The sequence below is a fragment of the Flavobacterium sp. PL02 genome (genome assembly GCF_035013205.1).
In the GTDB taxonomy this organism is placed as follows: domain Bacteria; phylum Bacteroidota; class Bacteroidia; order Flavobacteriales; family Flavobacteriaceae; genus Flavobacterium.
Window position 1 is genome coordinate 318,248 of the sequence record NZ_JAYGJP010000002.1, and the last position, 13,958, is coordinate 332,205.

The window sequence follows — 13,958 nt, forward strand, 5'->3', positions numbered from 1 at the left end:
ACTTACTCATTAAATTTAAATCCTGCTTTTTCGAAAACATATTTAGAGCTTAAATTTATTTCTTTTATAAACGCATTTATCGTAAAGTTTGGGTTTAATTGTAAAAAAAAATCTGCTGCCATTTCGAGCATTTCTTTTCCATAGCTTTTCCCCCTATGCTCTAAGGCAATAGATATACTAATTAAAGCATCAGAGTCACTTACTTTTTGAATTCTTAAATTGTCCCACCTTTAAATTCTCTTCATTCTCAAAAATCAACATCAAACATAAATTATAATTTAATTTGGACCTAAACCAACTTTCATGATTTTATAAATCAATTGTTCCAGAATTATAGGATTGCTCTCTAACAATCGAATCGTCTGCCCATACAAAATAAAGTCTCATGTCAGCCAAACTTGCTTTTTTAAAACTTAACATATTCTATTTATTTTTGAATGAATTACCACATCAATATATTTATTATCAAAAAAACAATGCTCTTTCAATCTAGCATCTTCAACAAAATTAGCATTTTCAAATACAGTATATAAATGAGGTCTAAAATAAAAAGCATAAGTAAAAATTTTATGTATTTTTAAATCATTAAATGCTACTTTTTCGATTAGTTTCAAATAACTGAGCCAAATAGGAAAAAAACTTTCTTCTTCTAATTCAGTTTTCATAATGAATGAAATTTCAGCATTTTTATCAACTCAATTTATATGAACTAATCCTCCATATCCAATGAATTTATTATCTTTTAATACAGAAAATAAAATTTGATTAGGTTTCTTCTTCTTCTTCAAATAATTTAGTAACAATTTCACTAAAATAATAATCCTGTTGAACTTTAGTTAATACATTTGACTGTCTTAAATGATAAATTTGCTCATTTCTTATTTTTTAAGATATCATATTTGTCTTCATCTCTAATTGGAACTAACGAGAATAAATCTTCTTGAAAAATTAAATTTGATAAACATTTATAGCTTCTCATTTTATTAATTCAATCTCTTAAAACCACCATGACAAATTGGCCCTTTTAAAAGGGATTCAATTTGAAAATTACCATTTTCACAATTTGCTATTTGATGATAAACTTCGTCCAAAGCAGTAAAATATAATTCTAGATTTTCGTCACTATGCGCAGTTGATGCATAAAAATTAGTACTGGCAAGAAAACCTTTATCAAGCATTTCTTGTGCTATTAATGTTTTATAAGCCATTGCATTTGAACTATTAAAACCATATGTACTTAAAGCTGGTATACCTGAAATTGTGATACTTAAACCATGAGTATCTGCAAGTTTTTGCCAACCGTCACGCATTTTAGTTCCTATTTGAGTAATAGTTTCCCATGATTTAACACGTTCCATGACTTTTAGAGTAGCAACTGCTGCTGTAGGGCCTATCCTTTCTGTCCAAAAAGTACTACTGATAAAGGTATTTTGGGCGGCCTCCATAACAGATCTTTTTCCCACAACTGCTGTTAAAGCATACCCATTACCAATAGTTTTTCCATACATTGCCATATCTGGTTCCACTCCATATTTTTTATAAATACCTCCAAAGGTCTCTCTAAAACCTGAGGTACATTCATCAAAAATAAGTACAATATTTTTTTCCGTAGCTAAAGCTCTCACTTTATGCAAAAAATTATCTTCAGGCCCAAAATTACGCACTACTTCCATTTTGATTACCCCAATATCATTCTTTTCAACGATTGATAATAGCTCTTCATAATTATTATAATTAAAAGGAAAGACAGTATCTTTTAAATTTTTAGGCACTCCTTTTGGACTTAACCCTGGAATTAAATGTCCTGATAAATCATCACTTCCATTATGATTTGCTGATAAATACCAGTCATGCCATCCGTGATAACCACATATTGCAACTTTATCTTTTCCAGATGCTGCACGAGCAATACGAATTGCAATTGAATTAGCTTCACCCCCACTCCTGGCAAGACGCACCATATCTGCCCAAGGATTTAATTCAATCAACTTTTCTGCTAAATAAACTTCTTCGGGACAATTTAGAGTAGTCATATTTCCATTTTTCACAGTTTCCATAACGGCACTGTCGACTTCATCATTACCATATCCAAGTGTATTTGTTCCGATACCCATTATAGACATATCTAATAATTCTCTACCATCTAGATCCCATATTTTACAACCTTTAGCTTTTGAAAAATAAGAAGGCCATAAATCTGGCAAAAACATTTCCGGTCTTTTAGATAACAACATTGTACCTCCAGGTATTAATGTTTTAGCTTTTTTATATAATTCTTGTCCTGCTCCCATTATATATCTTTTTTTAATGACTTTAATAATCCTTCATTTCTAATAATTTGATCATTCATTTTGATTAAATCATTTTCAATAATAAAATTCACATATTCTATCCAAGATTTGGATGTACCTAATTTACTTACAATTATCTCAATTAAATCGAAATCACTCTTTTCATCAACGGTCATTCTAATATTAGAAAAATCTGTATAGCATTGATAATTAATTGCAGAAAACAAACTTCCCCCCTTATAATCAGAATTATTTCTTATATAAGTTGTAACATGTTCTCTATCTGACAGCAATTTAGCTTCCTTCCAAGCCTTTTTAAGTGCTGAAAATTTAAAAACCTCAATATCCTGTCCATCTGGAAAATTTTCAATAAGAACATTTGACCCATAATCCTTATCATTTTCCTGAACAAATGATATAACTTCATCAACTAAATTAGGATCGATTAGTGGGCAATCTGATGTAACTCTCACAATCCAATCAGCTTTTTCATCTTTTACTGCTTGATAAAAACGATCCAGTACATCTGACTCAGAACCTTTTGAAGCACTAACACCCCATGCAATTGCTTTCTCATAAATTATTGAATCTTCATTATTACTAGTGGTTGCAACAATTATTTCTGATACTTTAGAACATTCCTTTAAGCGCTCCAGATGAATTTGAAGTAATGATTTTCCTCCAATCTCTTTTAATACCTTGCCCGGTAATCTAGTACTACCTGTTCTAGCCTGAGTGATTAACACCGTTTTTATTTCCATAATGATGGGTTTAATAAATCAAAATCATCAACCTTCAATCTATTTATTGCCAATAACGTCTCTTTACTAATTTTATAATTAATTGATTTTAAATTATCAATCAACTGATTCACAGAATCTACTCCAATCAACACTTGATTAATGTTTTTTTGAGATAAACAATAACTTAATGCTAAATTCGAAATACTTACATTCCCTTCAATAGCAATTTTTTTTATCATTGTTAATTCGTTAGATAATTTTTGAGCAACGTAGTTATCTTCGAGATTCTCTTTAAAAAACAAACCTTGCAAAAAAGCTGATCTTGTATGAATAACCTTGGACTTATTTTTCAACTTCTCCATTAGATCTCCTCGCACTGATTCATTATCTAATAAATTAAAAGGCATTTGAACAACAGTTATAATATCATCTAACAATAAGGCCTCAATTTGCTTATTAGTATAAACAGAAACACCAATATGTTTAATCAATCCTTTACTTTTCAAATCTTTTAAAACTACCAAGATTTGTTTATTATCTATATACGACTCAAAAGAATGAAACATTAATGTCTCGATCGATTCTACATGTAAATCATAAATATATTTAGCTACAGTTTGTTCTATATTTTTTAGTATGCCATGATGTGGAATTTTAGTAATGACATTAAACTTTATTTTTGGATTTAGCTTGTGAAAATCACCAATTACCTGATGTGCATTACCATATGCTTCAGCTGTATCTAAAGTATCAACTCCTAATTCATACGCTTTTTGGAGAATTTTACAACAATTCTCCAAAGATATCTTTCCAGAATTATTGTTAATTCCATAGTCCAATCCCATTTGAACAGTACCTAATATTATTTTATTTTTCAATTTATTCTGTTTTTAAGAATAGTAAGAAATAATTTTTTCGATGACAAATTTTTGTTCATCATTTGTCAACGTGGGATACATTGGTAAACTTATACAGTTCTTATAATATTCTTCGGCATTTGGCATATCTTTTTCTTTCCAGCCAAATTGTTTATAATATGGCATTAAATGACATGGTATATAATGTATTTGAGCAAAAATTTTATTCTCTCTTAAATAATTATATAACCCAAGGCGATCTTCTACTTCAATAACATAGAGATGATAAGCATGTCCTTCAACGACCCCGGATTGCCCTTTAACGAAAGATTTTGTTTTGAACGCTTCATTATATAGTGTTGCAATCCCTCTTCTTTTTACCAACCCTTCCTCTGCCCTTTTTAATTGACTAGTTCCTAATGCAGCCTGAAAATCGGTTAACCTATAATTAAATCCTAAAGCTTGCATTTCCATGTACCAGCCTGGATAAGTATTAATTATATCATTATCCGTTCCATTTGCAAAACTTACTGAATTCTGATACTCTAATTCGTTTTTTGTAATACCATGAGTACGTAAGGCTAAAAGTTTTTTATAAAATATCTCGTCGTTTGTTGTAATCATTCCACCTTCTCCGCAAGCAATATGCTTAACAGGATGAAAAGAAAAAATCGCCAAATCAGCAAAATTACTATTCCCACAATTTTGTCTATCTCCTTTTATGTCATTAAAAAATCCACCCGGAGCATGACAGGCATCTTCAATAATCCACAAATCATATTCATTTGCTAATTTTCTATATGCCTCTAAATCTACAGCTCTTCCCGCAAAATCTACAGGAATAATTCCTTTATATGTCCCTTTTGGCGAAGATTCTAATAGTTCTCTAACTTTTTCAATATCTAAAAGATATGTTTCAGAATCAATATCTGAGAAAACTATCTCACCGCCACAATACTTAACACAATTTGCTGAAGCTGCAAAAGTAATTGGAGTAGTAATTACTTTATCACCCTCTTTTACATCTAATGCCAAAGCACATAAATGCAAAGCTGCAGTTCCATTTGAAACTGCCACAGCATAAACAGAACCAACATATTTCGCAAACTCACGTTCGAATTCTAATATTTTAGGCCCTTGAGTCAAATAATCAGATTCTAATGCTGCAATAACAACATTTATATCCTCTTGAGTAATATTCTGACGACCGTACGGTATAATTTTATTGCTCATTTATTAAAAATTTGAATCTACATGTTCTTTTATTAATTCTCTCAACCCATCTACAGTTTCCCATTCCGTATTTGTTCCTGAATTATAATTAAACCCTTCAGAAACTTTTACAGCATTAAAAGCATTTATAAAATCCACCAAATTAAAATTAGGAATTGATGGCAAGATTGTAAAATATTTCCCTAAATCGTATGTATTATATGAATCAGAAGATGTTATCATTTCTTCGTGAATTTTTTCACCAGGTCTAATACCTATAATTTCTAAAGTACACTCTGGGGCAACTGCCTCAGCAACGTCCGTTATTTTGTACGAAGGAATTTTAGGAATAAATATTTCTCCTCCCCAAGCATATAAAATAGCATGCATTACCATATCAACTCCACCCTGTAAGGATATATTAAAACGAGTCATGGTGGCATCAGTAATAGGCAGCTTTCCTTCTAATTTTTTCTTCATAAAGAAGGGAATTACAGAGCCATTAGATCCCATAACGTTACCATACCTTACTACTGAAAATTTAATAGGGTTTTTTCCTTTAATATTATTGGCGGCAACAAACAATTTATCAGAAGTCAATTTTGTTGCTCCATATAAATTAATTGGTGCACATGCTTTATCTGTAGACAATGCAATAACATCTTGAACACCTGTCTCCAGAGCAGCATGAATTACATTTTGAGCACCTCCAATATTAGTTTTAATGCATTCATCTGGATTATATTCTGCCAAATGTACATGTTTCATCGCAGCAGCATGAATAACAATATCTACTCCTTTAAATGCTCTCATTAGTCTTTCTTGATCACGAACATCACCTAAAAAAAACCTAATTTTCGGATAATCTTTTTCAGGATATTCCTGAGCCATCTGAAATTGTTTCTGCTCATCCCTAGAAAGAATTATCAGTTTTTTTATACTTGGGTATTGTTTAAAAATATGTGAAGTAAGTGCTTTACCTAAAGAACCAGTACCTCCAGTAATTAAAATTGTTTTATTCTCTAAAGTCATATGATATATTATTTTTCTATTTTGTAAAATTGGTAAAAATTCTTCTAAAAATTAAAACCGCCACAGTTAAAAAAACTACTAAAAACCCACCAATTAATATACCTTTAGCTTTGCCAAAACGTTCTTTAGAAAGTGGTAATATTGGTCTATCAATCACTTGAATCAATGGTGTTTCTTTTCTCAGAGTAACTTTAGCCAACTCAGATTGTTTAACCAATTCAGTTAATATGGCTGTATTAGCCTGTACATCTACCTGTCTCCGAACCGAAGGAGCGCGACGTACATTAAGCGCTGGGTTTAAATTAAAAGTATTATCGTTCGCAACTGCTACTCCTGTTATTGCTCCGTTAAGTTCTGTCCTAATGGAATCAGTTTGCCTTTGTAAAACTAACATATTCGTTCTTGCTTTTTTACTTTTGGTATCAACATAAAAATCAGATACATTTTTGGCAAGTGCTTCGCAAAAATATTTTGCAAATAATTCATTGGTAGAACACATATCTATATTAATAATTGCTACCTTTTTATCTTTTTGACCAACCGACAATCCTCCTTTAGACAAATCTTGATAAATAGAGCCTAAAATACTATCATGTACCCTTGTAAAGTACTTACGGTTTGTATTTATTAGGAACTGAATATTAGCTAATTTAGTTTTATCTTTCCAACTTTTTCTTAGTTCGTTAATCTCAATGTACATTTCAGCTAAAGAAATTATTTTTCCATTATAATTAACAGGAGTCAATAAGGTCTGTTCTACCATTCTACGAGATTTAAACAACTCTGTTAAATTTGAACCTGTAAAAATACTTCCTCCTCCTCCTCCAAGGTCAAGTCCAAACGAACCTGCTAATCCTAATGCACCACCTAGACCACCTCCAGATTTTTCATCTTCTAAAGCAAATGATAAAGTTGCCGTATAAACTGGTTTTTTCATAAAAGAATACGTCAATCCCAAAGCAGCTCCTATTATTCCAGCTAATACGATAATTTTCCATTGTGATAGTAAATAAATATACCATTCCTTTACTTTTACTAATAACTCCTTCAACGAAATTTCATCGCTCCCAATTGGTTTATTATCCATTTTAAAACTTATTTTTATTTAAAAGCCGTTAATATCAATAATGCCAAACTCGAAACTACACTACCAATTCCGACCCACTCCCCTGGGGTCATTTTTTTAGTTATAGGTTTTTCAGGAACAACAATTTGAGAATCTGGAGTGACTTTTGGATAAGACCTAAAAAACAAAAAAGAACTAGCTACTGCCGCTTTTCCATTCGGGTATATGATATAAGCCTTTTTCTTCCACCCCATATTATCCACGCCTCCTACAGCATTTAAATAATATTTAAAACTCTTTCCGTTTCTATATGGAATTTCAGAAGTTAATAATACATTTCCAGTCACTTTTACGCCTTCATTGTAAGTTGCTACTTCAATTTCGTCACCAGGGAATAAAGTAACATTTGAGTAATGACTTTTATCCTTCACGATTTTTTCCCAATCCACAGGAATAGTAGCATATTTTAATTCTTCTTTTAATTTCTTTGCTAATTTTTTTTCCCTTAAAGTATCTTCTTTAGTTAGATTCAAATCTATACTTTTTAATTTTTCAATTTGTTCCTCTTTAATAGGTCTTTTGATTTTCATACCATCAAGATTAGCAATTGAGGTCAATCCTCCTGCACGCATTACCACATTATAGACTGTTTCTTTTTTATTAGCCAGAACATATTTACCTGGATATGATACTGCACCACTAATTTTAACCATTTCTGGCTTTTCATAAACAGCCATTCTCCTTACATTAATAACATCAAAAGGCATTAATGCAAAATTTTTAATTTGCTCATTATTATCCGCAGTAATTTCAAGTTCAAATACATTAACCCGTTTAGGATCTGTGTCGTTTATTGCATCCGATTTTATCATCCTCGCAATTTCAACTCGTTTAGATGCAGAACCCGTTAATCCACCAACCTGAACAACCAAATCATTTAGAGTTAAGTTTTCGTAATATTCATATTCACCTGGATTTTTAACTTCTCCATCAATCGTGATTTTATATTCTTCTCTAAAATCTAAAATGGAATATACTGTTACAATATCTTCTCTTTTCAAAAGTAGATCTGCATTTAAATCTCCTGACAAGGCATTAGTCAAATCGACATTTACAATTTCTGTTGTTAAATCAGATTTTAAACGAATAATTCTTGCTCTCTTTGTATATGCATCTTCCTTTAGACCTTCTGCTCTTGTTATTAACTCAGACACACGCATTCCTTCTGTAAAAGAATAGAAATCTGGTCTAAAAACTGCACCTTCTATTTGAATACGATTTGCAAATCGATTTAGAATTTTTGCAACTTTAACCACATCTCCTGACTGTGGTTGATATATATTAAATTCACTTTCATTTACATCATGAACCTTAAATTCTTTCCCTGTCTTTTGTAATATATTTACTGATGCTGTATACGCAAATTCATTAAATCCTGAAGCGAATGATAATAAATTAGTGAATGTTTCGCCTTTTTTCATTTCAAAAATCCCTGGGCGCTTCACTTCACCTTCTACTGTAACTCTCTGGCTATAAGCTGGAATTCGAATCACATCATTTTCTTTCAAACTAACATTATCTGATTGATCTCCTTTTACTAAAAATTTATAAATATCTATATTTTTATAAATTTTGCTATTACGAATCAATTCAATGTTTCTATAACTTCCATTCTTACCAGGTCCTCCAGCAAGATGTAGCGCATTATAAACAGTTGCCAAAGAAGAAACAGAATAATTACCTGGTTGTTTCCCTCCAACAATTGTTACCTTAATAGTACGTATCTGTGCTAGACTCACACTTACTTGTGATTGGCCAGAACGAACCGTACTATAAACTTTTGCTATTGAAGCTTTTATTTTTTGAGTAGCAGCTTCAATTGTCATTCCTGAAACAGCAATTTGTCCAACATATTGTATAGTAATTTTCCCTTCAACACTCACTGGAATATTGTCATCAAATTCCTGAACTCCATAAACACTAATCTGTAATTCATCACCAGGGCCAAGAATATAATTCATTGGTGTTGCTAATTTCAAATCAGGTTCAAAATTCAGAGTTGGATTATCAAATAACTCAGAACCAAAAATTAAAGCATTAATAGAATCTTTTATCTTATTATTATTAATCTCTTGTTGTTTTCTTCCAAACTCAGATTTTTTATTCTTGTCTTTTGAATCCTTCCCATTTAATTCGTCGTTCGAATCTTTATCCTTCGAATCCTTATCGTTTGAATTCTTTTTTTTAGGATTCTTCTTAGAAACTTCTTCCAATCTTATTTTTAACTTTGAAAACTCAGATTTACTCATCCCTTTGGATAAAATAGCTTCCTCTGCATCATCTATTGTAAGATCTTTAGCATCTAATTGATTCTTAATTTTATTAATATCACTATCAGACAAATAATCGACCTTAACAGTACTTAAATCCTTTGATTGTAGGATATCCTGAGCTGACATATTTAATGACACAAAAAAAGTAAATAATAATACTAGTACTGCCGTTATCTTTTTCATAGTTAATTTTAATATAGAATTTATTTAACAAGTCCCTAATTCTATATTCTGAATTAGAAATTTGCCATCATTAAGAATATTGTTTTTTGTAATAATCTTTATAAGTTCCAGAAGTAACATTTTGCAACCACTCTTCATTATTCAGATACCAATTTATAGTTCTTTCTAATCCTTCTTCAAAAGTAACAGAAGGCTTCCAACCTAACTCTTTATTAATTTTTGAAGCATCGATTGCATAACGTAAATCATGTCCCGGTCTATCTTTTACGTAAGTGATTAATTTATCAGAAGTCCCTTTATCCTTTCCTAATTTCTCGTCCATAATTTGGCACAATAATTTCACCAAATCAATATTCTTCCATTCATTAAAACCTCCAATATTGTAGGTTTCATGATTTTTTCCTTCATGAAATACTAAATCAATCGCAATAGCATGATCCTCTACAAATAACCAATCACGTGTATAGTTACCATCTCCATAAACTGGCAATGGCTTATTATTGATAATATTATTAATAAAAAGAGGAATTAATTTTTCAGGAAAATGATACGATCCATAATTATTAGAACAATTTGTTAAAACATAAGGCAAACCGTAAGTTTCTCCATAAGCTCTTACAAAATGGTCCGAACTGGCTTTTGAAGCTGAGTAAGGGGAATTAGGATCATACGAAGTTTTCTCTGTAAATAACCCTTCTGCTCCAAGTGATCCATATACCTCATCAGTGCTAATATGATAAAACCTCTTACCTTCTTGATTATTCTTCCATTGGTTTTTAGCTGCATTTAATAAATTCATTGTACCAATAACATTTGTTTTTACAAACGCTAATGGTTCTTCTATTGAACGATCAACATGAGATTCTGCTGCTAAATGCAGAACCCCTTCAAAATCATTTTCAGAAAAAAGTTCGTTTATAAAAGATTCATCAACTATATCTCCTTTAATAAAAGTATAATTTGATTGATCTTCAATATCTTTTATATTTTCTAAATTACCTGCATAGGTTAGTGCATCTAAATTGAAAATATGATACTCCGGATATTTAGTCACAAAACGCCTTACCACATGTGACCCAATAAATCCTGCACCTCCAGTTATTAGTATTTTTTTCATTTTATTTTATTAATTCAGTAACTCTGATTTTTGTTTTTCTAATTCACTGTATAGATCTTTTACATCTTGTGAATTTTCTTTTTGCAAAATTAAATTAGCAGTATCAGTATATACAAAAATAGTATTTTTTAATCCCAAAAATGTAGTATGCTTATCTGAACCTATAACCATATTTCCACCCTTATCTACAAAATGCCCTTTAGTAATTAAGTAATCATAAACAGACTCAAAAGAGCCTAAATCAGACCATCCAAAAGCAGCAGGTACAACTTTTATTTTCTTACTCCGTTCCATAACAGCATAATCAATACTTATGGAAGGAATATCAAGTGATAGAGCTAAATCTAAATTTCCATTTTTATTAAGTTCCCAAGCTTTTTTAGAATTTTCATATACTTCTGGTTGATATGTTTTTAATTCTTCTAATAGGACACCCGCTTTAAAACAGAACATCCCACTATTCCATAAAAAATTTCCTTGTGCAATAAAACTTTTTGCAGTCACACTATTAGGCTTCTCTCGAAATGAAATAACATCATCACCTTTTGATTCTATATAACCATAACCAGTTTCTGGTTTTGTCGGAACAATTCCAAAAGTTACGATGTATCCTTCTTTTGCTTTACTAATAGCTTTTTTTATTGCATGTTCATATTCTTCCATTTCATCAATAATGTGATCAGATGGCGTTATAATTAGAACATCATCTGATTGCGAAGCAAATGCTGCAAAAGCAATTGCAGCAGCTGTATTTCTTGGAGTTGATTCAACTATATTTATGTAAGGTTTCCCTAATTTAATCATTACTTTTTCACTCAAATGACAGTTATCTACATTTCCAACTACCATCACTTTATCAGCTAAATTTGCATTTCGCTCTACTGTCATTTCAAACAATGATTTTCCTTCGAAAATTTCTAAATATTGTTTAGGCATACTTTTACGAGAGAGTGGCCATAATCTGCTACCAATTCCTCCAGTTAAAACAACATGTATAATTGAGTTCTTTGTATTCATAATCTATTTTTAACTAATAAAACAAGTAGATGTATCTTAATTTTATAGTCTATTATCTGCTACATTTCCTAGTACACCTTTTACATCATACAATAAACTATTAGCTTTTTGTAATTCTGTAAAGTTTAAATTTAAAAACTCTGTATGTGCTACCCCTAAGATTACAGCATCAAATTTTTCTTTGGGAATTGTATTTGTTATATCTAATTTATATTCTTTATGTACTTCTTCTAAACTTGCTAATGGATCAAATATTGTAATTGCAATACCATATTCTTTCAAAGCCTGAATTAAATCAACAATTTTAGTATTGCGAACATCAGGACAATTCTCTTTAAATGTAATTCCTAGCATTAAAAGATTAGCTCCATTTACATAAATTCCTTTTTTAAGCATTAGCTTCACTACTTGCGAAGCAATGTATTCTCCCATACTATCATTTAAACGTCGTCCAGCTAAAATAATTTCAGGATGATATCCAAATTCCTGAGCTCTTTGTGCCAAATAATATGGATCTACACCTATACAATGACCTCCAACTAGTCCTGGTTTAAATGGCAAAAAATTCCATTTTGTTCCTGCGGCTTTTAAAACAGCTTGAGTATCAATTTGCATCAAATTGAATATTTTAGCTAATTCATTTACAAATGCGATATTAATATCTCTTTGTGAATTTTCAATAACCTTTGCCGCTTCAGCAACTTTTATTGTTGGTGCTAAATGTGTTCCAGCAGTAATGACAGTTTTATACAAGTCATCAACTTTTTTTCCTATTTCTGGAGTCGAACCCGATGTTACTTTTAATATTTTTTCGACAGTATGTTCTTTATCCCCTGGATTAATTCGTTCTGGCGAATATCCTGCATAAAAATCAACATTATAGATTAATCCTGATATTCTTTCTAAAACTGGAACGCATTCCTCTTCTGTTACTCCTGGATAAACAGTCGATTCGTAAATAACAATATCTCCTTTTTTTAAGACAGAACCAACCGTTTCACTTGATTTGTATAAAGGTGTTAAATCTGGTCTATTATTTTTATCAACTGGAGTAGGAACTGTTACTATATAATAATTACAGTCCTTTATATCTTCAATATTAGAAGTACAATACAAACCAATAGTATCCCCAACTTTACCAAGCAATACTTTCTGTAATGTCTTATCATCAACTTCTAATGTTGTGTCAGTACCAGATTGTAAAGAAGCAATTCTGGACTGATTGATATCGAAACCAACAACCGGATATTTTGTAGCAAATAACCTAGCCAATGGCAAACCAACATAACCTAAGCCTATAACTGCTATTTTTATGTTTTTCTCCATTATTACTAGTCTTTTTTAGTTATTTTAATCATTTATTTACACAGCTTCGCTTATCCAAGTCACATTTTGACTTCGATAAGCGAACATACAATTTCGGCAAATATACCATAATAAGGCTATTAATTCAATATCAAAAACCATGGAAAAATCAAAAAATATATCATTCAACATAAAAAAAACACAACCAACTAAAAATCAACACTAAAAAAACAGCTAATAAAAGTATTAAACATAAAAAAATCACTAAAATTAGTGATTCTTTTTTATCATAAACTCTTACAAGTAACCTTCGTTCATCTTGTTAATTTATTTATATTTTATCTTTAACACACAACCTAATGATTCCAAAACCAAAATATAATGGGTATTCGATATTTCTTGAACAATTGCATCCTGATTACTAAAAACTCCAGAATCTAACTTTATTTTATCTCCTATTTTAAATGGAACTAATGAAACTTCACTAATGATTGGAGAACTCAAACTATTTTTAATAACATTTATTTCTTCATCTCTTACAATTGCTGGCTTTCCTAACCAAAACAAATAACGAATTACCCCAGGTGTTTGAAACACTAAATTTCTATCCAAATCTTTTAATTGAACAAAAACATAAGAATTAAATAAAGGTACTTCTATCTTTTTTTTCCTATCTGACCATTGTCGAATTTGAGTAATTAATGGACAATAACACGTTATCCCAATTTTATTTAATTGGTCCGCTACTTTTTTTTCCCATTTGGGCTTCGTATAAACTACGTACCAATTCATTATTATCTAC

General features: G+C 30.7%; 13 protein-coding genes. All 13 read right to left on the bottom strand.

The window, feature by feature from the left end; genetic code table 11:
- Positions 1-2: 2 nt before the first annotated feature.
- Entirely contained in the window at positions 3-212 is a 210-nt protein-coding gene (locus SHI72_RS23605) for a GNAT family N-acetyltransferase (protein ID WP_416348472.1), read from the bottom strand.
- Between the two features lie 201 nt (positions 213-413).
- Positions 414-665, bottom strand: coding sequence for a hypothetical protein (locus tag SHI72_RS09345; RefSeq protein WP_323489810.1), 252 nt, complete (start codon positions 663-665; stop codon positions 414-416).
- 318 nt (positions 666-983) lie between these two features.
- Positions 984-2,291: an aminotransferase class III-fold pyridoxal phosphate-dependent enzyme gene (locus SHI72_RS09350; RefSeq protein WP_323489811.1), complete on the bottom strand. Its 1,308-nt coding sequence runs from the start codon at positions 2,289-2,291 to the stop codon at positions 984-986.
- Entirely contained in the window at positions 2,291-3,052 is a 762-nt protein-coding gene (locus tag SHI72_RS09355) for a glycosyltransferase family protein (RefSeq protein WP_323489812.1), read from the bottom strand. Before SHI72_RS09355 ends, SHI72_RS09350 begins: the two co-directional genes overlap by 1 nt.
- On the bottom strand, positions 3,043-3,912 hold the full coding sequence (locus SHI72_RS09360; RefSeq protein WP_323489813.1) for an aldo/keto reductase: 870 nt from the start codon (positions 3,910-3,912) through the stop codon (positions 3,043-3,045). Before SHI72_RS09360 ends, SHI72_RS09355 begins: the two co-directional genes overlap by 10 nt.
- Positions 3,913-3,924: 12 nt before the next feature.
- A complete protein-coding gene (gene pseC, locus SHI72_RS09365) occupies positions 3,925-5,124 on the bottom strand; it encodes a UDP-4-amino-4,6-dideoxy-N-acetyl-beta-L-altrosamine transaminase (protein WP_323489814.1) in 1,200 nt (399 codons plus the stop codon).
- Between the two features lie 3 nt (positions 5,125-5,127).
- Positions 5,128-6,135, bottom strand: a complete 1,008-nt coding sequence (gene pseB, locus SHI72_RS09370) for a UDP-N-acetylglucosamine 4,6-dehydratase (inverting) (RefSeq protein ID WP_323489815.1) — start codon at positions 6,133-6,135, stop codon at positions 5,128-5,130.
- A 16-nt stretch (positions 6,136-6,151) separates the two neighbouring features.
- Positions 6,152-7,222 (bottom strand): Wzz/FepE/Etk N-terminal domain-containing protein, encoded by a 1,071-nt coding sequence (locus SHI72_RS09375; protein ID WP_323489816.1) that lies wholly within the window; start codon positions 7,220-7,222, stop codon positions 6,152-6,154.
- A 14-nt stretch (positions 7,223-7,236) separates the two neighbouring features.
- Positions 7,237-9,717 carry an SLBB domain-containing protein gene (locus SHI72_RS09380; protein ID WP_323489817.1) on the bottom strand — a complete coding sequence of 827 codons (2,481 nt, stop codon included), beginning with the start codon at positions 9,715-9,717 and terminating at the stop codon, positions 7,237-7,239.
- Between the two features lie 70 nt (positions 9,718-9,787).
- Complete coding sequence (gene rfbB / locus SHI72_RS09385) at positions 9,788-10,834, bottom strand: dTDP-glucose 4,6-dehydratase (protein WP_039117282.1); 1,047 nt, start codon at positions 10,832-10,834, stop codon at positions 9,788-9,790.
- Between the two features lie 9 nt (positions 10,835-10,843).
- Positions 10,844-11,851: a mannose-1-phosphate guanylyltransferase gene (locus SHI72_RS09390; protein WP_323489818.1), complete on the bottom strand. Its 1,008-nt coding sequence runs from the start codon at positions 11,849-11,851 to the stop codon at positions 10,844-10,846.
- A 42-nt stretch (positions 11,852-11,893) separates the two neighbouring features.
- Positions 11,894-13,177 carry a nucleotide sugar dehydrogenase gene (locus tag SHI72_RS09395; RefSeq protein ID WP_323489819.1) on the bottom strand — a complete coding sequence of 428 codons (1,284 nt, stop codon included), beginning with the start codon at positions 13,175-13,177 and terminating at the stop codon, positions 11,894-11,896.
- Between the two features lie 306 nt (positions 13,178-13,483).
- Positions 13,484-13,948, bottom strand: a complete 465-nt coding sequence (locus SHI72_RS09400) for a UpxY family transcription antiterminator (RefSeq protein WP_039111721.1) — start codon at positions 13,946-13,948, stop codon at positions 13,484-13,486.
- Positions 13,949-13,958: the final 10 nt, after the last annotated feature.